This window comes from Asprobacillus argus (genome assembly GCF_032248395.1).
GTDB lineage: Bacteria > Bacteroidota > Bacteroidia > Flavobacteriales > Flavobacteriaceae > Polaribacter > Polaribacter argus.
This window is the reverse complement of sequence record NZ_JAVTTO010000001.1, coordinates 104,579-128,363: the sequence shown is the minus strand read 5'-3', so window position 1 is coordinate 128,363 and position 23,785 is coordinate 104,579. Positions and strand designations below refer to the sequence as shown.

Here is a 23,785-nt window from a genome sequence, read left to right as displayed (position 1 = left end):
AGTTACTTTTTAAAAACTTCTTTTGAATTCTGGGTGGTAATTTCGGAAATTTTGTCGAAACTCAATCCATAGATATCAGCTAATTTTGCTACAACTTGAGAAATGTAAGCACTTTCATTTCGCTTACCTCTATAGGGTGTAGGAGCCAGATAAGGAGCATCCGTTTCTACGACAATATGTTTAATATCTATTTGATCCAAGAACTGATCGATCTTTCCATTCTTAAAAGTAACCACACCGCCAATTCCGAGCTTCATATTAAAAGAAATAGCCCTACGCGCTTGTTCCAGAGTTCCGGTAAAACAATGAAAAATACCAAAAAGACCCTCTCCTTTTTCAGTTTCTAAAACATCAAAGATCTCATCAAAAGCATCTCGACAATGAATAACAATAGGTAATTTTTTTTCTTTTGCCCATTGTATTTGTGTTCTAAACGCTTCTTGTTGTTGTGGTAGGAATGTTTTGTCCCAATATAAATCAATTCCAATTTCACCAATAGCCACAAAATCACGTGTATCAATCCATTCTTTTACGGCGGCTAATTCGTTTTGAAAATCTTCTTTTACCGATGTTGGATGCAATCCCATCATTAAATATACATCATCAGGATAATTTTTCTCCAAATCCATCATTCGCTCTGTATAAGAACTGTCAATGGCAGGGATGAAGAATCGGGAAACTCCAATTTCTTTGGCCCTTTTAATCATATTGCCTCTATCCTCATCAAACTGTTCAGAATATAAATGGGTATGGGTATCTGTAATCATTAAAAGCGTATTTTTGCATTTCGTTTATCAGCGCATAAAAATACAGCTAAATGGCAAGTCTAAAAAAAGTATTAGAGGAAAAGGGATATATCTCTATTAAGTTAACAAAGATCATAACAAATCACCTAGAACTTAAAGCCGAGATTAATGGTGTAAAAGGACGATTCATTTTAGATACTGGCGCCTCAAACTCTTGTGTTGGATTGGATTTAATAGAACACTTTAAGTTAGAAGCTGAGGAAAGTGAAACCAAGGCAGCAGGAGCCGGTGCAACAGATATGGAAACGCAACAGTCTAAGAATAACAAATTAAAGATTGGTTTTTGGAAAACCAAGAAATGCCACCTCGTATTGTTTGATCTCGTACACGTGAATTCTGCGTTAACGCAGCAGAAAGCGAAAGAAGTACATGGAATTATTGGTGCTGATATATTGGAAAGAGGAAAAGCAATTATCGACTATAACAAGAAGATATTGTATTTAAAAAGAGTAAAAAAATAAGTATCAGAGTTGTATCTTTGGTACCTCAAAAAATAAAGCATATGAGTTTGCAAAAACAAGTAATGGAGCAGATGAAAGCAGCAATGAAATCGAAAGATGCAGTTGCTTTACAAGCATTAAGAGCATTAAAATCAGCTTTTTTGTTGGCTAAAACTGAAGTTGGAGCAGGGGAGTTGACGGAAGATCAAGAGATGAAGATCATTCAAAAGCAAGTAAAACAACGTAAAGATAGCGCTACTATATTTGTGGAGCAAGGAAGACAAGATCTTGCTGATCCAGAATTGGCTGAAGCGGCAGTATTAGAGCAATTTTTACCAGAGGCCTTATCTGAAGAAGAGATTGAAAAAGTGGTGATAGCAACTATCGCTAAAGTGGGAGCTGAAGGTATGAAAGATATGGGGAAAGTTATGGGAATTGTTTCTAAGCAGTTAGCTGGACAAGCGGACGGTAAGACTATTTCTACTATAGTTCGGAAGAATTTAGGTTAATATAAAGGCCCTGTGGCGCAACTGAATAGCGCACTGGATTTCGGCTCCAGCGGTTGTAGGTTTGAATCCTACCAGGGTCACGAATAAATGAAAAGCAAGCAAAATCAATAAGCTTGCTTTTTTGATTTTGAGAGGTTTTTATTTTCAAAGCGGAGCTTTGTAGGATCAGCGAAGCTAATTCTAGCATAACGTTATTTGTATGCAATAACAAATTAACTACAATATAGCCATACCTTATTCCGTGAGCTTAAAATTTCATCATTTTCAGGGATTGACAGACGTTATAATTCCAACTACTTTTATCATTATAATGCAAGTAGTAAGGTAACGGATAACTGTAAAGTGATTCTTGGGTCTATTTATATTATGATGACCTTTGGAATGCGTCATTACCTTACAAACACCTTTAATAAAATTATAATCTACCCTGATGTCTTTCATTCAAAAATGAACAAAGCTTTGCACAAGGGAGAGTTTAATCCCATGCTGGGAATTGTAGTATTCTCATGGAAAGATGTAGTAGCAGGAATAGAAATAGAAAATGACAATCTTCACTTAGGAATTCATGAATTTGCACATGTTTTAAGCATTCATTCTAAAAAGTCCAATGATTCTGGAGCAATAGTGTTTTCTTCTGGCGTAGATGAACTATTGGATTATCTTTCAGTAGGAAAGAACTTGCATCATATTAAGAACTTGGGATACATAAGAAAGTATGCTTTCACAAATTCTTTTGAATTCATAGCTGTTCTGTTGGAATATTACTTTGAATCTCCTGAGGTCTTTAAAAAATTATTGCCAGATGTATATAATATTATAAGAAAGATGCTGAACAACTCGTGTTAAGAATAACATTTTTCTTATTGGTCAATCTATTTATAATAGTAAAAACAAACCTAATCTCTCATGACAAAAATCATCTTTTTCATAGTTATTCTTTTCGAAATTTGATATAGAATTTAAAACCAAAGAGATGAAAAAAAGAACACCTGTTTCCGCAATAATGACCAAAAACTTAGTGACTATTAATCATACAGATGATTTGACAAATGCTGAGAGTTTGTTTAAGGAACATTCAATTAGACATATCCCAGTAGTTAGTGGCCAAGAAATTATAGGAATGCTTAGCTATACGGATTTATTAAGAGTAAGCTATGCAGATACGGTAGATGAAGGAGAGAATGATGTAGAAACAGTCGTTTTTAATATGTTCACAGTAGAGCAGGTAATGGCCAAGAATCTGGTAAAAGTTTCTCCAGAGACTACCATTAAGGAAGTGGCAGAAATTTTATCGAAAAATGAGTTTCATGCATTACCGGTAGTACAGAATTACGAATTAGTGGGTATAGTGACCACTACCGATCTAATGAACTTTTTATTAGATCAATTTTAATAGTTTTCCTAGTGTTGTGAAGGGGCTTCTTTGGAAGCCTCTTCTTTTCTTAGATAAGCACTCAAAATACGTTGTACATCTCTATTGTCTTGCTGAGGTTGTACAAAGAACAGATAGTCTGCTGGTTCAAGAAGTTGTTGAGAAACATCTACGTAACCAAAACCTCTATAGATACCATCAGTAACCAGAGCAAAACCAGTTTCATTTTCTGTTCTACCCGCTTCTTTGATAACTAAATTATCAACTTGCAACCCTATAGATTGTATCGCTAGTTTCACTCTGTTGTTGTAAGATGTTACGTCTTCTTTTCCAGAGCAAATTCCCTTACATTGCTTAATTTGATAATGAAAACATGCATTCACATTGGTTTGTAGATGACAATATTTAGGGCACAGTTCAAATTCTTCACAAATCTTTTCTAAAACACTTCTGCATTCTGCTAGTGAATAGAATTTCATCAGCGCATTGGGTACTAATTTTAACCGGTTATAGGCTAAATGAATAATCCCTTTTTGATCCTCGTAAGAAAATAATCCTACTGCTTCGCCAGCTCTTCGTTGTGCTCTGTTGTATTTAGGGTATATGTTCTTAATTTCCGCTGATTCTAATAATAAAGCTAACAACTCACTACCTGTCTCAGTATAGGTGACATCGGCAGTCTCCAAACACATGGTGACCTCCTTTTTCTTTTTATTATAAAAATGACTAATCACGCGCTGTTTTATATTGTTGGCTTTCCCAACATAGATCGTATCATTTTGACTGTCCTTAAAATAATATACTCCATGTGTTTCGGGTAGATTGTCTACAATATGCTTATCAAGAAGCGGAGGTAATGTTGCTTGTCTTGATCTTGGATTCAAGAAGCTATTAATAATAAAGCTATCATCTCGCTGTACCAACCTTCGAAACAACTCAACAGTCGCTTCTGCATCGCCCCTGGCTCTATGTCTATCGGCAATATGTATGCCTTCTGCCGAACAAATATTTCCTAAGCTATATGAATTAAGTCCTGGAATGATCTTACGAGAAAGTCGAACCGTACATAACTTTTTTCGTTTATAATCAAACCCTAAACTTTTGAATTCTGATTGTATAATATTGTAGTCGAAATTTACATTGTGTGCTACAAAGATGGTGTCTTTTGTAAACTCCTGAACTTTTTTAGCGATCTCATAAAATTTAGGAGCCGTTCGTACCATTGCATCAGTAATACCAGTAAGATTCGTAATGAATGCAGGAATGGTAGACTCGGGATTGACCAATGTGGTATATTCATCCATTATTTGCTCTCCATCGAAAAGAAAGATGGATATTTCAGTGATCTTAGAACCTTTATATCCATTGCCAGTAGTTTCTATATCGACAATTGAATACAATGTTTATGGTTGCTTTTTACGTTGACGAGATCCGATGTAAATGGCTGCTGCTCCCGTAAAGAACATCAATACACCATAGATGGCAGATACTACTGCAAATTGTGAGCTGCCTAATAATACAACAGCTACTGTAATCCCTAAAGTACCATTTTGAATACCCGATTCAATGGCAATAGACAAGGCTCGTTTATTGTTGATACTGAACATTTTTGCAGAATAATATCCAACAAACATTACCACAAGGTTTAAAGTGATTACCACCAATCCAGCCTGCTGAAAAGATTCGGCAAGTGTATCTTTTTCTTTAATAATAATACCAACGATCACCAGAATCAAAATTAATGCAGATGCAATTCGAACAGGCTTCGCCATTTTTAAAGCAAAGTTCTCTTTATATTTTCTGATGAGCATTCCGATAGTGATTGGAATGATAATGATCATTAATATTTGTAGGAAGGTTTGCACCACATCCAATTGTATCATATTACTTTCCTCTAAAAACTGCTCTAAAGAAAAATTAACGATGAACGGGATAGTTAGAATGGTTATAAAACTACTAAAGGCAGTTAAGGTGACAGATAAGGCCGTGTCGGCACCCGCTAAATGCGCAATAAGGTTCGACGTAGCACCTCCGGGACACGCAGCTAAAATCATAACTCCAACTGCAATTTCTGGTTGTAATGGAAATATTGAAGCTAATCCAAACGCAATAAGTGGCAATAGAATAAGCTGATTGGTTAAACCGATTAGAATAGATTTTGGTTCTAGAAATATACGTTTAAAATCTTCGGCTATTAATGATAATCCCATACCTAGCATTATAATTGCCAGAGAAACTGCTAGAATAATTGCAGATGTAGAGTCCATGGTGATAAAGTTTTAAGAGTTGATAATTTGTTTTAAATTCTTTATGGTCTCCGGGGGATTATTACTTTTAAATACAAAACTTCCTGCTACTAGTACATCTGCTCCGGCCTCAATTAAGGCATTGGCATTCTGATCTGTGACACCACCATCTATTTCAATTTGGGCGTTAGACTCTGAGAATTCGATCAAATGTTTGAGCTGACTTACTTTTTTATAGGTATTTTCTATAAACGATTGCCCTCCAAAACCAGGATTCACACTCATGATGCATACCAGATCCAAATCAGCAATAATATCTTCTAAAACAGCAATAGGTGTATGAGGATTTAATGCCACTCCCGCTTTCATACCTGCCGCTTTAATTGCTTGAACCGTTCTGTGCAAATGTGTGCAAGCTTCATAATGCACAGTAAGGACATTGGCTCCAAGATCTGCAAATGTTTGAATATACCTGTCAGGGTCAACGATCATTAAATGTACGTCCACCGTTTTTTTTGCATGAGCAGATATTGCTTTCAATACAGGCATTCCAAAGGAAATATTAGGGACAAAAACACCGTCCATAATATCAATATGAAACCAGTCAGCTTCACTATTATTTACCATTTCGATATCACGTTGTAAGTTGCCAAAATCGGCTGCTAAAATAGAAGGAGCAATTAGTTTATTCATTCGTAGTTTGTTGTTGTGTTATATTCGTAAAAATAAACATATAAAAAAGAAAACTCCCGAATTATTTTCGGGAGTTTTCAATAAGATATTTACAAAAAGATTATCCTAAATATGTCATTAAGATTTTACTTCTTGACGTGTGTTTTAATCTTCTAATTGCTTTTTCTTTGATCTGACGAACACGTTCTCTTGTTAAGTCGAATGTTTCACCAATCTCCTCTAACGTCATTGGTTGGTGTTCACCTAATCCAAAATATAGTTTTACTACATCTGCTTCACGAGGAGTTAATGTTTCTAAAGCTCTGTTAATTTCAATACGCAAAGATTCGTGCAGTAATGTTTTATCTGGGTTTGGAGATTCTCCTGAATTCAATACATCATATAAATTCGAATCTTCACCTTCAATTAAAGGAGCATCCATAGATACGTGACGACCAGAATTCTTCATAGATTCTTTTACGTCGTTTACAGTCATGTCTAATTTCTTAGCAATTTCCTCAGCACTTGGTGGGCGCTCATTTTCTTGCTCTAAGAAAGCGTACATTTTGTTGATCTTATTAATAGATCCAATCTTATTTAATGGCAAACGAACAATACGGGATTGCTCTGCTAAAGCCTGTAGTATAGATTGACGAATCCACCATACAGCATAAGAGATAAACTTAAAACCTCTTGTTTCATCGAAACGTTTTGCTGCTTTGATCAATCCAAGATTTCCTTCATTAATTAAATCGGGTAATGTTAATCCCTGATTTTGATATTGTTTGGCAACAGATACCACAAAACGTAAATTGGCTTTTGTTAATTTTTCCAGAGCTCTTTGATCTCCGGCTTTAATAAGCTGAGCTAATTCTACTTCTTCATCGGCAGTAATTAAATCTACCTTTCCTATTTCCTGTAAGTATTTGTCTAATGATGCAGTTTCTCTATTAGTAACCTGCTTTGTAATTTTAAGTTGTCTCATCTAATATCAATCGGTATTTTATGATTTGTAAATGTGTTACATAAGGTTATACGTAGAGATGTCTATAAATGTTACAAAAAGGTTATTAAATATGATCTTTTTTTTAATGAAAAAAAATAATTTACTTGTTGTCAATTGTTTAAAACATTAATATATTTGCAGTATTAACATATATTAATGTAAGTATTGATGGGCGTTGGGGGGCGTCTGTCATCTTAGTTTTTCCTCCATTGATTTCCCCAAATTTTACTGATTGTCAATTAATTACGATTTTTAATGTGACTTGATTACTTTTTTTGTGTCAAAAAGGTAATTGGAGAACTATAAAACTAACTATAACAGTATTTGAAGACTACTAATTCTATTGAATTAACAGACGAAGAGCTTGTTTATAAAATAGTGGAAACAAATAATACACATTTGTTTGCTGTTTTATATGACAGGTTTTCTGGCGTAGTCTATAATAAGTGTTATGGTTTTTCTAAGTCGAAAGAAGAGGCGGAAGATTTAACGCATGATGTTTTTATCCAATTATTTATAAAATTAAGAACGTTTAAAGGGAAATCGAAATTTTCAACTTGGCTGTATTCGTTCACCTACAATTTTTGTGTGAATTATGTACAGAGAAATAGTCATAAGAAAAAAGAAAAAGTAACTGTTGTATCTGACGTAATTAAAGAGAACGATAGCGCAGTGGACGAAATAGACGATGCTACCTTATTCGAGTTAAAATCGGATAAGCTGGCGAAAGCTATGGAAATAATTGATCCTAATGATAAGGTGATCCTATTGATGAAATATCAAGACGACATGTCTATCAAAGAATTATCTCAAATTTTAGAGATTGGAGAAAGCGCAGTAAAGATGCGATTAAAAAGAGCGAAGGAGAAAATAGTTAAGGTGTATCACGAAATATAATTATGGAGAATCCATTTAAGAAAATATTACATCAGGAAGAAGTACCAGCGGTACTTAAGAAAAAGGTGATCAACGATGTTGCGATGATCAAGCTTACCATTGATGTTGCGGACTTATTCGTGATAAAGTACCCTAATACTGTAGAATCATTATTAACTTTAAATTCAAAAAAGAATAAAAAGAAACCAAAAGATAAAGACTAATAAATACACACATTATGAAACTACTACTACCATTACAAACGGATTTGTCTTCTTTAGAAGGCATTTGGAATAAAATGTTATCTGGATTACCCAAGGTTTTATACTTTTTAGGGTTTATACTTTTGGCATGGGTGCTAACTAAATTATTATTATATGTTGTTAGAAAAGCGCTAAACAAAACCAAAATTGATGAATGGTCTAAAAAATTAAGCAAAACAGAAATTTTTGGAAATACCACTATCAATATTGTATTGACAAATGTAATTTTAGGGGTTTTAAAATGGCTGTTGATTTTAATCTTTGTATTGGTAGGAGCTGATCTTTTTGGGTTAGGAATCGTTTCTCAAGGGATTAGCAGTTTTATTGCATACTTACCAAGTTTACTTACAGCATTGATCATCTTTGTAGGAGGAGTATATATTGGAACGGTGGCAAAGAAAGCAATTCAAACCATGTTCAAATCTTTGGAACTTACCGGCGGGAATTTGGTGGCAAATATAGCTTTCTACCTTATCGTTGTCTTCATTTCTTTAGCAGCTTTAGATCAGGCTGGAATAGATACCTCAGTTATTAAACAGAATTTGACGCTCGTTATAGGATCGGTATTGTTATCCTTTACAATCGCATTTGGCTTAGGTTCTAGAGATGTCATTAAACGATTGTTATTCGGATATTATTCTAGAAAGAACTTGGAAATAGGTCAAAAAATAAGAATGGATGATCTAGAGGGTGTAATTATCTCTATAGATAATATTTGTATGATTTTACAAACGGCTGAACGTAAAGTAGTTGTTCCGATTAAAGATGTGGCCGATACAAAAATTGAAATTTTAGCGTAATTTTTTCTTTTTATATGTGACTTCTTTAAAAAGTCTGTGTCAAAAGAATAACAAACAAAGTTTTTAAGATGAATTTTCAAGAGAGGGAGCGAAAATTTCAAGCTTTAAGAAAAGAGATCAAACAGCGAAAAAAGGCAATTACGAATTTAAAAGGATTAACCAGGGTTGTGGTCGTATCTTTTATAATACTTATGGGAATCGTTTTTTACATGAGTGCTGTTGCCGAAATAGAAAATGATTTTACAAGGATTTCCAAATTCCTATTATTGATTCTGTTTGCTTTTTTAGTAGCACTTAATATGATTCTAAGAAAGAATAAGCACGTAATGAAAAGAATCGATGGAAAGATTAATGTATTGATAAATATATGATAGTTGTTGGGGGCATCTATCTATGGAGTGAGTTTAGGATTCACAAAAAAGACCATCTGTAAGATGGTCTTTTTAATTTTTAAAATAATCCGTTTATTTGGGCATCTATCCGGTCAATAATGTATCCTAGATCTTCCTGATTCTCTACAAAATCAAGATCATCGACATCAATGATCAATAGTTTGCCTTTTTTATAAGTGCTAATCCAAGCTTCATAGCGCTCGTTCAATCTACTTAAGTAATCAATGCTAATAGAGTTTTCATAATCTCTACCGCGTTTATGAATTTGTCCAACTAATGTAGAGATGTCTGCTCGTAAATAGATTAATAGGTCTGGTGGAGTGACTAAATTTTCCATAAGTTCAAATAGAGAACTATAATTACTAAAATCTCTATTGGTCATTAATCCCATGGCATGCAAGTTAGGCGCAAAAATATGGGCATCTTCATAGATCGTTCTATCCTGAATAATTTTCTTTCCTGTTTGTCTTAATTCTAATATCTGACGAAAACGACTATTTAAGAAAAACACTTGCAAGTTAAAGGACCAACGCTCCATTTCACCATAGAAGTCATCCAAATAAGGGTTTTCATCTACCGATTCAAAGTGCGGTTTCCAGTTGTAATGTTTTGCTAATAACTTTGTTAAGGTGGTTTTTCCAGCGCCAATGTTTCCGGCAATAGCTACGTGCATATCTTCTAATTATTCTAAGTTTGATAAGGACGTTAAAGGTACACAAAATTTAGAATTAGAAGAGAATTAAATTAGGAGTTTATAACCAAATCCTCGAACGTTTAGAATTTGAATTTTTGGATCCTTATGAAGTTTCTTTCGTAATTTGCTAATAAATACATCCATGCTCCGAGCATTAAAGAAGTCATTATCGCCCCATAGTTTTTTTAAAATGAAAGCCCTATCCAAAATTTCATTTTTCCGTTGATACAAATGATACAGAAGTTCGGATTCTCTATGCGTTAATAGGATGGTCTCTTCCTGAAACAAAAGCTTTTGTTTGGTATAATTGAAAGAATAATCCCCTAAAGGAAGATGCTCGTTGTTTTTGGTGAGCGCTATTCTGTCCAGAAGCGCTTTTATTCTAACAATCAATTCTTCCATAGAGAAAGGCTTCTTCAAATAATCATTCCCACCAATATGAAAACCTTCTAGGACATCTTGTGTTTGAGATTTAGCAGTTAAAAATATAATAGGGATAGCCTTGTTCTCTTTTCGTATTTCTTGAGCAAGTGTAAATCCATCTTTTTTAGGCATCATGACATCTAACACCAAGATATCAGGTTCCTCTTTTTGATACAATTCATATGCAACTTCTCCGTTACTAGCATGTATTACGTTAAAGTCTCTGGTTTCTAAGCTCTCTTTGATAATTTGACCTAAACTAGGTTCATCTTCAGCTAATAGCACTTTGATAAGATTATCCATTAGGCAAGGTGATTTTGAATAAAGTTGTTTGCTTGTCTGTATTTAATAAAATAGTTCCGCCATGCTTCTCCACAATTTTCTTGGTATAGTATAATCCTATACCGAAACCTTTTACATCATGGGTATTTCCTTTTGGAATTCGATAGAACTTGTCAAATATTTTTTCTTGCTGACCCTTTTCTATTCCTTGTCCATTGTCAGCAATAATTATCTCTGTTTGGTGTAGGATGGAATTCACATTTATTTCAATAAAGTCACCCCCGTATTTAATTGCATTATCAATCAAGTTGGAGATTGCGTTTTCAATGTGAAAAACATCCACATTAATAGGTAATGCCTCAATATTAGAAGAAAAATTGATTGTTTTTTCTGTATCTATGATCCTATGTTTATCCGCTATTTTCTTCGCCAATTCAACAATGTCCGTAGGGTCTTTTTGGAGTATTAGATTTTCGGAATCTAAAGTGGCGGTCTCTAACAACTTCTCAACCATCAAATTTAATTTTTTCAATTGTACAGAAGACATTGAAATATATCTTTTGGTCTTTTCCTTATCATCAATCGCATTGAAGTTTTCGATGGCCTCAATAGCCGTTGAAACCGTGGCAATAGGTGTTTTAAATTCGTGTGTAATATTGCTTATCAGGTCGTTTTTTATTTCTGCCAGCTCTTTTTGTTTTCTAATGATCTTCAATAAATAAAACAAACTCATGATCACAGTCAGCGATAATAAAAATGATAATAATATTCCAGTTGAGCTTCTTTTTAAGGCTTCATAAGACGGATTTTCATACATAGCCAATAATTTCTCATTAGGCTTTAAATACGTAGATTTAGCCATTTTACGCAACGCAAAATTACCAGATAGATTAGGCGTTTTATTGATTAAAGAATCTTTTCTAAAAAACTCTAAAGTATAATTACTCTTTATATTATTGTTATCAAGTTGTTTGAGAAATAATGAGTCTAGTAATGTGAGGTCTAATGTATCTGTTTCGAATGCTATAAACGCAGATTGTATTCCTTTTACCAATTTTAAACTGTCCACAGCTTTTTTTCCAGTGTAGATTCGAACACCACCCGAGCTGGATGTTAAATCCATACGTTTGTGCCTTGCCTTTAAAGCGTTGTTTATATTTAGTTCATTCCCAAATATTGAGTCTAAAATAACAGGAAATTCTTCAAATTCCTTTTTATTATTCGTTTTAATTTCAATGGAATTGATTTTAAATTTAGATTTTTTCCTAGAATTCTTAGCTGTGTCATTTATCCAAAGATCCTCGAACATTACATTAGTTCTTAAAGAGTCGCCTTTAAAATCTGCAGAACCTATAATGGCAAAAAAACTTTCCTTAGAAAGATTACTGTAGTATTCCTCTACCGCATTATCCAGACTGATCTGAATTTCATTAGAAATTCGAGTTTTGTTGTTCAAATAGTTATTGTAGTTCCAATAGAACTGAACAGCAATTGTTACGATAATAGTCGTAGCAATCAAATAAAAAATCCAGCTAAATTTTTTCGTGTTCATCCCTCAAAGGTAAGTAGTTAAGGTCTATTAAAATAATCGCTTAACACTCGTTAACACTCATTAACCTTGTTTGCTTCATAAGCTTTTCATATTTGTAATGTAAAATCAAAAAAAAATCACTTACATGAAAAAACTAATCATATGTATATGTCTTTTGACATCACTATCGATGTTTTCTCAATCTGAAAAGACTGATGTAAATACAACGGTAGCTATAAACTCTTTAAAATTTTCGGCGGATAGTGTCGAGGAATTAGAAGCAATCAATTGGGAGGACGTAAGAGAGATCATTAAAGAGAATGATCCTGAAACACCATTTTCTTTGGAAATACAATTGAACACATCAAAGAAGAATACTTCAAAAGTAGCTACAAATATGAGTGCAAAGGTAAGTGATGTTTCTAAAAATTACGAATTACTTATTGCGAGAGCTGAAAAAGCGATCAAAGCAATAAAAAGAATGTCTAATAAAATCTATAATAAAAAATGAGAGTACTACTAGCAGGTATAGCTTTAATGCTAAGTGTGGCGTTAAGTGCACAGGGGTTTTCTGGAAAAGCGATCTATAAGACGTACAGAAAGTCCAATGTCAAAATTGGTGGCCAGGGACAAAATGGTGTGACACCAGAGATGGAAAAACAATTGCAAGAACGTATGAAAAAAATGTTTCAAAAAACATTCGTCCTAAATTTTAACAAAACAGAATCCACTTATAAAGAAGATGTAAAACTATCTTCTCCAGCTCCTCAACCAGGTGGTGGTGGAATGATGGTAATGAGCTTTGGTGGCGGAGGTGGAAACGATCTACTTTACAAGAACATTAAAGAAAATAGATTTGCAAACAAAACAGATCTAATGGGAAAACTATTTTTAGTCAAAGACTCATTGATACAATATGACTGGAAAATGACAGGAGAAACAAAGAATATTGGAAACTATACCTGTTACAAAGCAATATATGAAAGAGAACAAGAAAACATAAGTATGTCCATGATAGATGGAGAGATGAAAGAATCTAAAAAGATGGAAACAATTACAACTACAGCATGGTATACACCAGATGTTCCGATTAACAATGGGCCAGGGAATTACTGGGGGTTACCAGGGTTAATACTGGAAATAAATGATGGAAGGTTGACTATTGCTTGTACGGAAATTGTCTTAAACCCTGCGGAAAAGATTGAAATTATCGAACCTACAAAAGGCAAAAAAGTAAACAGTGAAAAGTTTGAAGAAATCTCTAGAAAAAAGTCGAAAGAAATGATGGAACGTTTTAGATCTAAAAGAGGAGATGGGAACGGAATTGAAATCAGAATTGGAGGGTAAAAAAATAAACACATGTTAATTTGTTTAATTTTTTTTAAAAAAGATTAAACTTTTGGCTTTTTTTTAAGTCTTACTACTTTTTAATAGCGGTAATTTTGTAAAAACTAAAGTCAATAAACATGAAACGAATTATTACACTCTTGATTCTACTGGTCTCGGTAGCTACTTTTTCTCAAAAAACATTTCAAGGCAAAGCCGTTTATATGTCCAAAACAACGATAGATATGAGTGCTTTTGGAAATGAAATGTCTGAACAGCGAAAAAAACAAATTAAGGATCGAATGAAGAATTTCCTCGAGAAAACCTTTATTCTAAACTTTACACAATCTGAGTCTACCTATAAGGAAGATGCTAAATTAGAAGCACCAGGAAGTCGAGGAGGCTTTGGACGCTTTGGAGGGTTTTCTGCTGGGGTAACCTATAAGAATACGAGACAAGGCGAAATGATTGAATCGACAGAATTTTTTGGAAAGAAATTTTTGATCAAAGAAAAAATAGAACAGCCACAATGGGAATTAGGTTCTGAAACCAAACAAATTGGAAAGTATACTTGTTATAAGGCTACCATGACCAAGGTAAATAACGATTTTGACTGGACGGTTTTTAGAAGAAGGGGTAGAAACAATCAAAAGAAAGATTCTACCAATACCGATAAGAAAGATAAAGTTAAAACCACTTTTGTAACAGCATGGTATACACCCCAGATTCCAGTAAGCAATGGTCCAGACGATTTTGGAGGATTGCCGGGATTAATTTTAGAAATAAATGCAGGAAGAACCACCATGTTGTGCACAGAGATTGTCATCAATCCAACTGAAAAGGAAGCTATTAAAGCACCTACAAAAGGTAAAGAAGTAACAAGAGAGGAATACAATAAAACCATAAAAGAAAAGACTGAGGAAATGCGAGAGCGTTTCAGAGGAAGAGGCGGTAGAGGCCGTGGAGGAAGAGGTCGAGGAAACTAAAGTTTATAATTAAGACACACAATGAAAAAAATAGTATTACTAACCATATTGATGGTTACAGGGATTACTAGTGCTCAGGTAAAGCTAACAGGAGTCGTAAAAGATAGTATAGGCGGACCGTTAGAAATGGCAAATGTGATTGCAATCAATAAAGCAACCAAAAAAATGGCATCTTATGGATTTACGGATTCAAAGGGGCGTTATAAATTAAATCTAAAGAAGAATACAACCTATAATGTAAAGATCAGTTATGTAGGAATGAAAGCTGCAGACTTGACCGTTATAACCAAAGAAGTAGATGTTGTTAAGAATGTGACATTACAATATGACAATACGTTAGATGAAATTAATATTGTTTCTAAAATGCCAGTTACGATCAAAGGAGATACCATTATTTATAATGCTGATTCTTTTAAGAATGGCTCCGAACGGAAGTTAGAAGACGTATTGAAGAAGATTCCCGGGATAGAAATAAATGATGATGGAGAGATCGAAATTGAAGGGAAAAAGGTAGAAAAGGTGATGGTGGAAGGGAAAGATTTCTTTGACGGTGATTCTAAATTGGCCACAAAGAATATCCCATCAAATGCAGTAGATAAAATTCAGGTATTAAAGAATTATGGAGATGTAAATCAATTGCGAGGAGTTCAGAATAATGAAGATAGGATTGCTCTAAATATAAAGCTAAAAGATGGCAAGAAAAACTTCTGGTTTGGAACTGTGACTGCCGGGGGTGGAGACGCAACCGATAAGTCGTTGTATATCGTGCAACCCAAGCTGTTTTATTACAGTCCAAAATATAGTTTAAATGTTATTGGGGATTTAAATAATACTGGAGAAGTAGCATTTACAAGAAGAGACTATTTCAATTTTACAGGAGGTTTTAGAAGGCCTAGCCAAAGAAGCGGAACTAATATTAGTTTAGGTAATAATAGCTTAGGGTTTTTGGCTTTACAAAACAATAGAGCTAAGGATATTGAAACGAAGTTTGGAGCATTAAACTTTAGTTATGCACCTAAAAAGACGTTAGACCTTAGTGGTTTTGCTATTTATTCAACCAATAGAAATCAATTACAAGAAAACCGTTCTGTTACCTATACCGATGCGGATCTTGGGATTCCAGATGAAGATACACAAAGTGCTACGGATCAAAGAAGTGACTTAGGATTGTTTAAATTAAGTGCTAGCTATAAACCAAATATCAATAACCAGTTAGACTATGATCTATTAGGTAGAGTATCAAAAGAAAGACAAGATCAGGCATTCAATTCATCTGTTATTGGAAATATAGGTCAAGTAGATGAGGCTACTCCTTTCAGTCTGAGTCAGAATTTGAACTATTATTATACGCTGAATGAAACTAACATTTTTGCTTTAGAAGTGCAAAGTTTAATTCAAGATGAAGATCCTTTTTACAATGCTATTTTACAGAACGATCCTTTAAGCAATACAGATCCATATGACAATACGGCAAGCGCTTTAGGCTTAGATGGAAGTCAGGTGTCGTATAATATTTCTCAGAATAAAAGAGTAAAATCGAATCAAGTAGATGCAAAGGTAGACTACTGGAATATATTGAATACCAAGAGCAATATCAATTTAACCTTGGGAACTATATATAGTAAACAAGATTTTAATTCGAATATCTTCCAAAATTTAGACAATGGAAGTATCTTTAATCCGACTCCGGATGCCGCACTTACCGGGATTGCAAATGCTTCGAATATTAACGACACCGAATATACATTCTCGGATGTATACCTAGGAGTACATTACCAATTCAAGGCGGGTAAATTCACAGTAACACCTGGTTTTACAGCCCATGCGTACAGTGCTAAGAATACGCAAATCGCGTCAAGCTTTACAGACAACTTTACAAGATTATTACCTGATTTTAATGTGCGATTGCAATTAAAGCAAAGTGAAAACATATCATTTAATTATGCAATGCAAACTCAATTTACGGATGTCAATCAAATCGCAAATGGGTTGGTGTTAAATGGGTATAATTCCATTTTCTCGGGAGTAGAGGCCTTAGAAAGTGCTATTGCTCATAATTTAAGTTTACGTTATTTTAGTTTTAACATGTTCAATTATACGAATGTAATTGCTACAATAAACTATAATAAGAATATAGATAGAATTAGAACAAGCTCTAACTTTCAGCCAGGAAGTGTTGTTTCTATTAGAACTCCTTTTAATTCAGATCTTGCGGATGAATCATTAACTAGTTTTTTCAGATGGCAAAAGTCATTTAGAAAGATTAGAACAACATTTGATGGTCGTGTAACGTATACCAAGTTTAATCAAGTGATTAACAATAGAGTTTCGATCAATGAGAATTATAATCAAACATATAATGTTCGAGTTGGGACTAACTTTAGAAAAGCTCCGAATGTTGAATTAAGATATCGATATACAGTTGCCGATAACGACCAGGGAACAACTAGAACGAAGTTCTTTACGAATGCACCATCTATTGAGTTTGATGCATACATCTGGAATAAATTAACTTTTAAAACTAGTTATTCCTATACACGTTTTAGCAACGAAGATGTAAAACTAAATGATTTTGAATTCTGGGATGCTTCATTGTCTTACCGAAAGGATAGAGATGCTAAATGGGAGTATCAGTTAAAAGCTACCAATTTACTAGATACAAGATCTCAGGTAAATAGTAGTTCTGGAAACATTTCAGTTAGTGCAACAGAATACTTTATTCAGCCTAGATTTATAAGTCTACGCTTTATATACTCGCTATAATTGTTTGACTAAATCGCTCCTTTTACTGTTCGTGGTTGATTCGGTATTAGGGGCGATTTTACAATAAGTTGTAGCAAATAATTACAGCAATAGCAACAAGAGTAAGAAATAAGGTTTGTTTTAAAAACTCTTTTCTATTAGCGCTTTTCATGGCAATCCTTACCTTGTTCCGTATTTTTTCCAACTCTATTTTGGGGATGTCTTGATGAAATTTATTGGTACTGCTACGCTCGAGGCTGTAACGCTCCATTTCATCACCATAAATAGTTTTAATTTTTTCAAAAATAGGTTTAGGCCTTCTGCTAAAAACAGCAGACAAACCGCCAAATCCGTAATATCCTAATGAGGAGTGCATTCGTCTTTTATTTTTCTTTCTCATAATACCTTTAATATACGAAATTTTCGTGATATATGCAATAAGTCGATAATGGCAGGGTTTATGTTTATCTAAATAAATATGTAAATTTAAGCTTCGAAAAATGCATAGAACGTGAAAAAAATAATCTCTTTACTATTTCTGTTATTCACCTCGCCTTGGATAGAAGCGCAGAATAATTATGGCATTTTGTTTCCTACAGATGTGCAACGTTCACAAAAATGTCGATATTTCACGCAAGTATTTCAGCAAAAACCGAAAGAAGTTCGCTTTGGTATTAAGGTAGAAAATAATCAGTTGTTTTTTGAGATCAATGATAAGAAATGGTTTGATCAATTGTTTAAAAAGTCAGGGGATGGTATGGCTATTGACGTGGTTTCAAAATCTAGATATGCCTGTGAGATCTCAACAGTTAAAAAACAACAGATAAGAGGCACCTTACTCAAGCCTGTATTTGCAAAGCAACTAAGAAAAGGGTTAAGACCTACCAAAAACAAATTATACCGTGTAAGGGTTGGAAGCTTACCTTCTGGAACAGAAAAAGATGTGCTCGAGTTCAATATTCTATTTCTCAACAACAAAACACTGTGTCAGTATTATTGGATCTATGACTTGGAATCCTATCCGTGGGATTTGTTAGATATGGGTATGTATTTAGATTCTTTGGTCTATTCGAGAAAAAAAGTGATGAGTACCAAAGATAAGTTTATCATGAAGTATAAAACACTGACATTCACCATACCATTCGAAAAGAACAAGTCAGTATATGCAGCAGAAGATATTAAACCATTGTATGATTCCCTGAGGTTGACTGATTTTAACATTAAGAAAATCAATATTAGAGCTTATGCTTCGGTTGAAGGGAGTTTGAAAAGAAATGTCGAGTTGCAGGAACAACGAGCGAATAGCATTGCTGCTGCGATGCAGTCTTTCCAAAAACCGACCATTGTTACAGAGATCAATTCCTCTGAGAATTGGGTAGAGTTCTTGAATGATATTACTGGAACTTCATATGAAGATTTAAAAGCGTTGAGCAAAGAACAGGTTAAGAAAAAATTGGTAGGCACTGTTTCTAGTGCACTAGAACCCTATTTAAAACGTCATAGAAAAGCTGTTATTACGCTCCAACTAGATAAGAAGGACAAGTATAAAGAAATGACGGTATCTACGTTAACTGGACTTTTTAGCACAGCTATTGCTGAAGATAAGATTCCGGAGGCTCTGGAGATCCAGAATTCCATTTTTGATAAGCTAAAGGGTAAAGAAACACCTCCTGACCTATTGACTCAAATGTCCGTTCCAAAGCAATTGAAATATGTGCCAATCCTGAACAAGAATAGTATGTTCAAATTTTCAAGAGACGATCGGTTTTCTTTAATTGTACTAAATGAATTGCTACAATTGGAAAAACTTGCTCCTAAAAGCAAAAAAGTAAAATATAACATTACCGTTGCAAAATTTAAATTATGGAGATTTAATCATCAATCCGTAAAAGAAAAGGATTTGAAAAATCAGATTTTAAGCTTAAAAAAACATGGAATTACCCAATCATTAATAGATAGAATGTTGGTCAATTTTCATATTATAAAAGCAGAGAAACTGATGCGACAACGTAATTATAAAGTAAAAGACGTTTCTGTAAGATATATTCAAAAGAATTATAAAAAGTTTCCGCTTACCAATTATGATTATCTGAGCTTAGCACAATTTTTCTCCTTTTATTCAAATGTAAGCGCGGCAGTGGAGTTGTTAGAGGAAAAAGCCAGAGATATTACTATTGATGAAGACCTTCTTTTTTACTATCTGAATTTGACATTGATAAATAAGCAACTAACACAATCATCGGATTATAGAACTAGTATGCTGAATGCTATCAATATGAATAAAGAACGTTTTTGCAAGATTTTCAACTCGATTATTGATGGAGGAGTTACCTTTCAGTTATTGGAAAATGAATATTTGAGAAAAACGTACTGTGAAAACTGTAGTGATTAGCAAATTATAGGATAAGTAATTCCTCTATAAAATCTCTCTTGTTAGATAATCTAGGTACTTTGTGTTGTCCTCCTAACTTTCCTTTTTTCTTAAGCCAAGAATAGAATAATCCTTGTTTAGCCTCATGGACCATTGGCATTGCTAATGTCATATTATTATAACGTTTGGCTTCATAATCAGAATTGATAGATTTTAAAGCATTGTCTAATAACTCTGTAAAATACTCTAGATTTTTAGGAGCCTTATTAAACTCAATGATCCACTCATGTCCACCTTTTTGATCATCCTTCATATAGATAGGTCCAACGGTATAGTCGGTAATCGTAGCATTGGTTTTTGTACAAGCTGATTTTAATGCTTCCTCCGCATTTTCTATGATCAATTCTTCGCCAAATACGTTAATATAATGTTTGGTTCTTCCCGTTATTTTGATCCGATAAGGGTCTAGCGAAACGAATTTAACAGTGTCACCAATCAGATAACGCCATAAGCCACTATTAGTGGTAATTAGAATGGCATAGTTTACATGCTTTTTTACGGATGATAACGGAATGGCTTTAGAGTTTTCCCCATCGTATTTATCCATAGGAATGAACTCATAGAAAATTCCATAGTCCAACATCAATAGCAATTCATCCGAGGTATTCCTGTCTTGAATTGCGAAGAAACCTTCTGAAGCATTATAGGTTTCGTAATACCTAAAGTCTTTCTTAGGAATCAATTTATTGTATTGCTCTCGGTAAGGGCTAAAATTAACGCCGCCATGAAAGTATACTTCTAGATTAGGCCAAACTTCAAGAATGTTGTCCTTACCCGTTTTTTCCAACACGCGATTCAATAATACCAACATCCACGAAGGCACACCAACTAAACTGGTAATGTTTTCATGAATGGTTTCATTGATAATGGCTTCCATTTTAGTCTCCCATTCACTCATCAATGCAGTTTCTTGTTTTGGAGCTGAGCTGAAGTCAGCCCAAAAAGGCATGTTTTCTATAATAATAGCAGAAAGGTCTCCAAAGTAAGAATCATTGTCTTCATATATAGCCGAACTACCTCCCAGACGCAATCCTTTTCCTGTAAAAAGCTTTGTTCCTTCATTATTGTTGATATACAGACATAGCATATCCTTTCCTGCTTTTAAATGGCAATATTCAATGGCATCGTCACTCACTGGGATAAATTTACTTTTTGCATTTGTCGTGCCACTAGATTTTGCAAACCACTTAATGTTTGTCGGCCAAAATAAATTTTGCTCTCCTTTTCTACAACGTTCAATTAAAGGTTCAATACTTTCATATTGCTGAATAGGAACTTCTTCAGAAAATCGGAGATAACCATCAATGTTAGAAAAGTTATGCTCTACTCCAAATTCGGTACTCTTAGCTCGGTCTAATAGCCGCATTAATAATTCATCCTGTACGTCATTGGGGTACTTGATAAAAAGCTCTATTTGATGCTTCCTTTTTTTAAGAAACCATGAGATGATAGAATTTACAAAAGGGATCGCCATTCTTTAATTAGTTGCTTTTTTTATATTAAGTTTGTTTAAGACGTTTTAATGCGTTTAAAAATAGTAAAATCTTTTGTATGGAATATCAAGGAGTTTTAAAAAAAATGCCGACAGAAAATGGAGATCAGATTCAGTATTATTTGGATATGAAAACTGATTTTTTAAACATGAACCAGCTGCTAAACAGGGATATAACCATGAGTTTTGTAACCTATGAATGTTTGAATTGTCATCGAGAAAGAGAAATTTATAGGCAAGGGTTTTGTAAATCGTGTTTTTTCGAAACACCAAATGCTGGCGAATGGATCATGAGACCTGAATTAAGCACGGCGCATTTAGATATAGAAGACAGGGATCTTGCCTATGAGAAATCCGTCCAATTACAACCGCATATTGTATATCTGGCAAATTCGAGCAATGTGAAAGTTGGAGTGACCAGAAAAACACAAGTTCCTACTAGATGGATTGATCAGGGAGCACATGAAGCAATAGAAATTGTGGAGGTTCCTAACCGATATTTAGCTGGTATTACAGAGGTTGCGCTGAAAGAACATGTTGCAGATAAAACAAATTGGAGAAAGATGTTAAAAAATGATGTGGAAGATGAAAATTTAACAGATTGGCGTCAAAAATTACGATCTTACATACCAGAAGAAGCTCAAGAATATTTTATAGAAAATAATACCGAAACACAGCTACATTTTCCTGTAAAACAGTATCCTGAAAAACCAAAGAGCTTGAACATTAAGAAGACTGGTAGTTATTCAGGGAAGTTAGTAGGCATTAAGGGACAGTATTTGATTTTTGAAGACAATACAGTGTTTAATGTAAGAGCTAACGAAGGACTGGTGGTTGGTATCAAGATTGATTAAATGATGTCAAAAGAAAACTATTTAAAAGTAGCATTAGCACAAATAGCTCCTGTTTGGTTGAACAAAGAGGCTACCATAGAAAAAATTGAAAACAATATTAAAGAAGCAGCAAAGAACGGTGCAGAGCTCGTTGTCTTTGGAGAAGCTTTGTTACCGGGCTACCCTTTTTGGATAGCCCTTACCAATGGAGCTGCTTGGGATTCTCCTGTACAGAAAGAGATTCATGCACATTATATACAAAACTCTATTACTATTGAAAAAGGAGAATTAGATAGTATATCTATGTTGGCAAAGGAACATGGCATAGCTGTCTATCTAGGTATTATGGAACGAGCTGCTAATCGAGGAGGACATAGCATTTATGCTTCTTTGGTATATATAGATGCTAACGGTATTATACAGTCCGTGCATAGAAAACTACAACCTACTTTTGACGAACGACTAACCTGGGCACCTGGTGATGGAAATGGATTACAGGTTCATCCTCTAAAAGATTTTACTGTGGGAGGATTAAACTGTTGGGAGAATTGGATGCCACTACCGAGAACAGCATTGTATGGTTTGGGAGAAAACTTGCATATAGCGGTATGGCCAGGAAGTGATCATAATACCAAAGACATTACACGTTTTATAGCAAGAGAATCTCGATCCTACGTAATTTCAGTTTCGAGTTTGATGTCAAAGAGCGATTTTCCAAGTGATACGCCACATGTAGAAAAGATTTTAGAGAATGCACCTGATGTACTAGCTAATGGAGGTTCATGTATTGCTTCTCCTGATGGCGAATGGTTGGTAGCACCTGTATTGCACGAAGAAGGGTTGATCTATCAAACCTTGGATTTTAATAAAGTATTACAAGAACGTCAGAATTTTGACCCCGTTGGACATTATTCACGACCAGACGTTACCAAACTGCATGTAAATAGAGAACGACAAAGTACTGTGGAGTTCGAATAGGTTATGAAAATATTGCTATTAGGAGCCACGGGGCGAACGGGAAAACAAGTATTAAAAATAGCCGTAGAAAGAGGTTATCATATTACATGTTTAGTTCGTAATCCATCTAAAATAAAAGCTTCTGATAGCGTAACGGTTATTAAGGGCAATCCAAACAATCAAGAAGATCTTGTGTCGGCATTACAAAATAATAGTCACATCATATCTGTACTAAATGTATCTCGTGTATCCGATTTTCCTTGGGCACCCTTACGAACTCCAAAAAAGTATATGTCAGAGGTGCTATCAAAACTGGTAGCGCTGTCTAATACAGATACTATTAAAAGAGTTGCAGTTTGCTCCGCTTGGGGTGTTTCTGAGACTAAAAAAGATATTCCCTTTTGGTTTCGATGGCTCATTTATAGCAGCAATATAGGAGCAGCCTATAGAGACCATGAACGACAAGAAAAAATATTAGAAGAATCTAATCTGGATTGGACCATTGTTCGACCAGTTGGTTTGACCAATACGACAAAGGATCAAATAGTAAAAGAAAGTTTCGATAATACTCCTAACCCCAAACTTACCATTGGAAGAAAAGCCGTTGCTTCATATTTACTAGATTGTCTGAAGATGGATAGTATGATTGGAAAGAAAGTCGTAATTTCAAAGAGTTGAAATACAACTAAGAACAATGCATTTTAAA

Annotated in this window: 26 protein-coding genes and 1 tRNA gene; 17 read left to right on the top strand and 10 right to left on the bottom strand. The window is 34.3% G+C overall.

Annotated features, from left to right (window positions below; translation table 11 throughout):
- Positions 1-2 precede the first annotated feature (2 nt).
- Entirely contained in the window at positions 3-767 is a 765-nt protein-coding gene (locus RQM59_RS00605) for a TatD family hydrolase (protein WP_349240114.1), read from the bottom strand.
- A 50-nt stretch (positions 768-817) separates the two neighbouring features.
- Between RQM59_RS00605 and RQM59_RS00600 the strand changes: the two genes are divergently transcribed.
- The 5 genes from RQM59_RS00600 to RQM59_RS00580 all read left to right on the top strand — a co-directional run bounded on the left by RQM59_RS00600 (position 818) and on the right by RQM59_RS00580 (position 3,148).
- Positions 818-1,267 (top strand): retropepsin-like aspartic protease, encoded by a 450-nt coding sequence (locus RQM59_RS00600; RefSeq protein WP_349240113.1) that lies wholly within the window; start codon positions 818-820, stop codon positions 1,265-1,267.
- Between the two features lie 41 nt (positions 1,268-1,308).
- Positions 1,309-1,755, top strand: coding sequence for a GatB/YqeY domain-containing protein (locus tag RQM59_RS00595; protein WP_349240112.1), 447 nt, complete (start codon positions 1,309-1,311; stop codon positions 1,753-1,755).
- A 6-nt stretch (positions 1,756-1,761) separates the two neighbouring features.
- Positions 1,762-1,835 (top strand) — tRNA-Arg (locus RQM59_RS00590).
- Positions 1,836-2,007: 172 nt separating this feature from the next.
- Positions 2,008-2,601 carry a zinc-dependent peptidase gene (locus RQM59_RS00585; RefSeq protein WP_349240779.1) on the top strand — a complete coding sequence of 198 codons (594 nt, stop codon included), beginning with the start codon at positions 2,008-2,010 and terminating at the stop codon, positions 2,599-2,601.
- Between the two features lie 127 nt (positions 2,602-2,728).
- Positions 2,729-3,148 carry a CBS domain-containing protein gene (locus tag RQM59_RS00580; protein WP_349240111.1) on the top strand — a complete coding sequence of 140 codons (420 nt, stop codon included), beginning with the start codon at positions 2,729-2,731 and terminating at the stop codon, positions 3,146-3,148.
- An 8-nt stretch (positions 3,149-3,156) separates the two neighbouring features.
- Here the strand turns inward: RQM59_RS00580 and RQM59_RS00575 are convergent, their stop codons facing one another.
- The 4 genes from RQM59_RS00575 to RQM59_RS00560 form a co-directional block, all read right to left on the bottom strand.
- A complete protein-coding gene (locus RQM59_RS00575) occupies positions 3,157-4,527 on the bottom strand; it encodes an exonuclease domain-containing protein (protein WP_349240110.1) in 1,371 nt (456 codons plus the stop codon).
- Positions 4,528-4,530: 3 nt separating this feature from the next.
- A complete protein-coding gene (locus RQM59_RS00570; RefSeq protein WP_349240109.1) occupies positions 4,531-5,394 on the bottom strand; it encodes a bile acid:sodium symporter family protein in 864 nt (287 codons plus the stop codon).
- Between the two features lie 12 nt (positions 5,395-5,406).
- A complete protein-coding gene (gene rpe / locus RQM59_RS00565; RefSeq protein WP_349240108.1) occupies positions 5,407-6,066 on the bottom strand; it encodes a ribulose-phosphate 3-epimerase in 660 nt (219 codons plus the stop codon).
- A 100-nt stretch (positions 6,067-6,166) separates the two neighbouring features.
- Positions 6,167-7,030 carry a sigma-70 family RNA polymerase sigma factor gene (locus tag RQM59_RS00560; RefSeq protein WP_105017184.1) on the bottom strand — a complete coding sequence of 288 codons (864 nt, stop codon included), beginning with the start codon at positions 7,028-7,030 and terminating at the stop codon, positions 6,167-6,169.
- Positions 7,031-7,375: 345 nt separating this feature from the next.
- Between RQM59_RS00560 and RQM59_RS00555 the strand changes: the two genes are divergently transcribed.
- The 4 genes from RQM59_RS00555 (at position 7,376) to RQM59_RS00540 (ending at position 9,361) form a co-directional block, all read left to right on the top strand.
- A complete protein-coding gene (locus tag RQM59_RS00555; protein ID WP_349240107.1) occupies positions 7,376-7,948 on the top strand; it encodes an RNA polymerase sigma factor in 573 nt (190 codons plus the stop codon).
- Between the two features lie 2 nt (positions 7,949-7,950).
- Positions 7,951-8,151 (top strand): hypothetical protein, encoded by a 201-nt coding sequence (locus tag RQM59_RS00550; protein WP_349240106.1) that lies wholly within the window; start codon positions 7,951-7,953, stop codon positions 8,149-8,151.
- Positions 8,152-8,165: 14 nt separating this feature from the next.
- Positions 8,166-8,990, top strand: coding sequence for a mechanosensitive ion channel family protein (locus RQM59_RS00545; RefSeq protein ID WP_349240105.1), 825 nt, complete (start codon positions 8,166-8,168; stop codon positions 8,988-8,990).
- 68 nt (positions 8,991-9,058) lie between these two features.
- A complete protein-coding gene (locus RQM59_RS00540) occupies positions 9,059-9,361 on the top strand; it encodes a hypothetical protein (protein WP_349240104.1) in 303 nt (100 codons plus the stop codon).
- Between the two features lie 79 nt (positions 9,362-9,440).
- On the opposite strand, the gene RQM59_RS00535 is transcribed toward RQM59_RS00540, so the two are convergent.
- The 3 genes from RQM59_RS00535 to RQM59_RS00525 form a co-directional block, all read right to left on the bottom strand.
- Positions 9,441-10,055, bottom strand: a complete 615-nt coding sequence (locus tag RQM59_RS00535; protein WP_349240103.1) for a deoxynucleoside kinase — start codon at positions 10,053-10,055, stop codon at positions 9,441-9,443.
- Between the two features lie 66 nt (positions 10,056-10,121).
- Entirely contained in the window at positions 10,122-10,802 is a 681-nt protein-coding gene (locus tag RQM59_RS00530; RefSeq protein ID WP_349240102.1) for a response regulator transcription factor, read from the bottom strand.
- On the bottom strand, positions 10,795-12,333 hold the full coding sequence (locus RQM59_RS00525; RefSeq protein ID WP_349240101.1) for a sensor histidine kinase: 1,539 nt from the start codon (positions 12,331-12,333) through the stop codon (positions 10,795-10,797). Before RQM59_RS00525 ends, RQM59_RS00530 begins: the two co-directional genes overlap by 8 nt.
- Before the next feature lie 124 nt (positions 12,334-12,457).
- Between RQM59_RS00525 and RQM59_RS00520 the strand changes: the two genes are divergently transcribed.
- From RQM59_RS00520 to RQM59_RS00505, 4 genes are all read left to right on the top strand, one after another.
- On the top strand, positions 12,458-12,823 hold the full coding sequence (locus tag RQM59_RS00520) for a hypothetical protein (protein WP_349240100.1): 366 nt from the start codon (positions 12,458-12,460) through the stop codon (positions 12,821-12,823).
- Positions 12,820-13,659: a GLPGLI family protein gene (locus RQM59_RS00515; protein ID WP_349240099.1), complete on the top strand. Its 840-nt coding sequence runs from the start codon at positions 12,820-12,822 to the stop codon at positions 13,657-13,659. The genes RQM59_RS00520 and RQM59_RS00515 overlap by 4 nt, the downstream gene beginning before the upstream one ends.
- 119 nt (positions 13,660-13,778) lie before the next feature.
- Positions 13,779-14,624, top strand: a complete 846-nt coding sequence (locus RQM59_RS00510; RefSeq protein WP_349240098.1) for a GLPGLI family protein — start codon at positions 13,779-13,781, stop codon at positions 14,622-14,624.
- 21 nt (positions 14,625-14,645) lie between these two features.
- Entirely contained in the window at positions 14,646-17,387 is a 2,742-nt protein-coding gene (locus tag RQM59_RS00505) for a TonB-dependent receptor (protein ID WP_349240097.1), read from the top strand.
- Between the two features lie 58 nt (positions 17,388-17,445).
- Here the strand turns inward: RQM59_RS00505 and RQM59_RS00500 are convergent, their stop codons facing one another.
- A complete protein-coding gene (locus RQM59_RS00500) occupies positions 17,446-17,766 on the bottom strand; it encodes a hypothetical protein (RefSeq protein ID WP_349240096.1) in 321 nt (106 codons plus the stop codon).
- A 111-nt stretch (positions 17,767-17,877) separates the two neighbouring features.
- Here RQM59_RS00500 and RQM59_RS00495 point away from each other — a divergent pair, with 111 nt between their 5' ends.
- Positions 17,878-19,758: a hypothetical protein gene (locus RQM59_RS00495; protein ID WP_349240095.1), complete on the top strand. Its 1,881-nt coding sequence runs from the start codon at positions 17,878-17,880 to the stop codon at positions 19,756-19,758.
- Positions 19,759-19,762: 4 nt separating this feature from the next.
- Here the strand turns inward: RQM59_RS00495 and RQM59_RS00490 are convergent, their stop codons facing one another.
- Entirely contained in the window at positions 19,763-21,271 is a 1,509-nt protein-coding gene (locus tag RQM59_RS00490) for a GH3 auxin-responsive promoter family protein (RefSeq protein ID WP_349240094.1), read from the bottom strand.
- 77 nt (positions 21,272-21,348) lie between these two features.
- Here RQM59_RS00490 and RQM59_RS00485 point away from each other — a divergent pair, with 77 nt between their 5' ends.
- The 3 genes from RQM59_RS00485 to RQM59_RS00475 are packed head-to-tail and all read left to right on the top strand — an operon-like array spanning position 21,349 to position 23,757.
- Positions 21,349-22,143 (top strand): DUF2797 domain-containing protein, encoded by a 795-nt coding sequence (locus RQM59_RS00485; protein ID WP_349240093.1) that lies wholly within the window; start codon positions 21,349-21,351, stop codon positions 22,141-22,143.
- A gap of 3 nt (positions 22,144-22,146) precedes the next feature.
- Positions 22,147-23,100 (top strand): carbon-nitrogen hydrolase family protein, encoded by a 954-nt coding sequence (locus RQM59_RS00480; protein WP_349240778.1) that lies wholly within the window; start codon positions 22,147-22,149, stop codon positions 23,098-23,100.
- A 3-nt stretch (positions 23,101-23,103) separates the two neighbouring features.
- Complete coding sequence (locus RQM59_RS00475; RefSeq protein WP_349240092.1) at positions 23,104-23,757, top strand: NAD(P)-dependent oxidoreductase; 654 nt, start codon at positions 23,104-23,106, stop codon at positions 23,755-23,757.
- Positions 23,758-23,785 lie beyond the last annotated feature (28 nt).

Coding starts and splice junctions, on each gene's coding strand:
- RQM59_RS00560 (WP_105017184.1), bottom strand. CDS start 7,030: ATGAGACAACTTAAAATTACAAAGCAGGTTACTAATAGAGAAACTGCA.
- RQM59_RS00535 (WP_349240103.1), bottom strand. CDS start 10,055: ATGCACGTAGCTATTGCCGGAAACATTGGCGCTGGAAAAACCACCTTA.
- RQM59_RS00485 (WP_349240093.1), top strand. CDS start 21,349: ATGGAATATCAAGGAGTTTTAAAAAAAATGCCGACAGAAAATGGAGAT.
- RQM59_RS00480 (WP_349240778.1), top strand. CDS start 22,147: ATGTCAAAAGAAAACTATTTAAAAGTAGCATTAGCACAAATAGCTCCT.
- RQM59_RS00605 (WP_349240114.1), bottom strand. CDS start 767: ATGATTACAGATACCCATACCCATTTATATTCTGAACAGTTTGATGAG.
- RQM59_RS00595 (WP_349240112.1), top strand. CDS start 1,309: ATGAGTTTGCAAAAACAAGTAATGGAGCAGATGAAAGCAGCAATGAAA.
- RQM59_RS00525 (WP_349240101.1), bottom strand. CDS start 12,333: ATGAACACGAAAAAATTTAGCTGGATTTTTTATTTGATTGCTACGACT.
- RQM59_RS00510 (WP_349240098.1), top strand. CDS start 13,779: ATGAAACGAATTATTACACTCTTGATTCTACTGGTCTCGGTAGCTACT.
- RQM59_RS00570 (WP_349240109.1), bottom strand. CDS start 5,394: ATGGACTCTACATCTGCAATTATTCTAGCAGTTTCTCTGGCAATTATA.
- RQM59_RS00540 (WP_349240104.1), top strand. CDS start 9,059: ATGAATTTTCAAGAGAGGGAGCGAAAATTTCAAGCTTTAAGAAAAGAG.
- RQM59_RS00515 (WP_349240099.1), top strand. CDS start 12,820: ATGAGAGTACTACTAGCAGGTATAGCTTTAATGCTAAGTGTGGCGTTA.
- rpe (WP_349240108.1), bottom strand. CDS start 6,066: ATGAATAAACTAATTGCTCCTTCTATTTTAGCAGCCGATTTTGGCAAC.
- RQM59_RS00545 (WP_349240105.1), top strand. CDS start 8,166: ATGAAACTACTACTACCATTACAAACGGATTTGTCTTCTTTAGAAGGC.
- RQM59_RS00500 (WP_349240096.1), bottom strand. CDS start 17,766: ATGAGAAAGAAAAATAAAAGACGAATGCACTCCTCATTAGGATATTAC.
- RQM59_RS00520 (WP_349240100.1), top strand. CDS start 12,458: ATGAAAAAACTAATCATATGTATATGTCTTTTGACATCACTATCGATG.
- RQM59_RS00600 (WP_349240113.1), top strand. CDS start 818: ATGGCAAGTCTAAAAAAAGTATTAGAGGAAAAGGGATATATCTCTATT.
- RQM59_RS00580 (WP_349240111.1), top strand. CDS start 2,729: ATGAAAAAAAGAACACCTGTTTCCGCAATAATGACCAAAAACTTAGTG.
- RQM59_RS00505 (WP_349240097.1), top strand. CDS start 14,646: ATGAAAAAAATAGTATTACTAACCATATTGATGGTTACAGGGATTACT.
- RQM59_RS00475 (WP_349240092.1), top strand. CDS start 23,104: ATGAAAATATTGCTATTAGGAGCCACGGGGCGAACGGGAAAACAAGTA.
- RQM59_RS00490 (WP_349240094.1), bottom strand. CDS start 21,271: ATGGCGATCCCTTTTGTAAATTCTATCATCTCATGGTTTCTTAAAAAA.
- RQM59_RS00550 (WP_349240106.1), top strand. CDS start 7,951: ATGGAGAATCCATTTAAGAAAATATTACATCAGGAAGAAGTACCAGCG.
- RQM59_RS00530 (WP_349240102.1), bottom strand. CDS start 10,802: ATGGATAATCTTATCAAAGTGCTATTAGCTGAAGATGAACCTAGTTTA.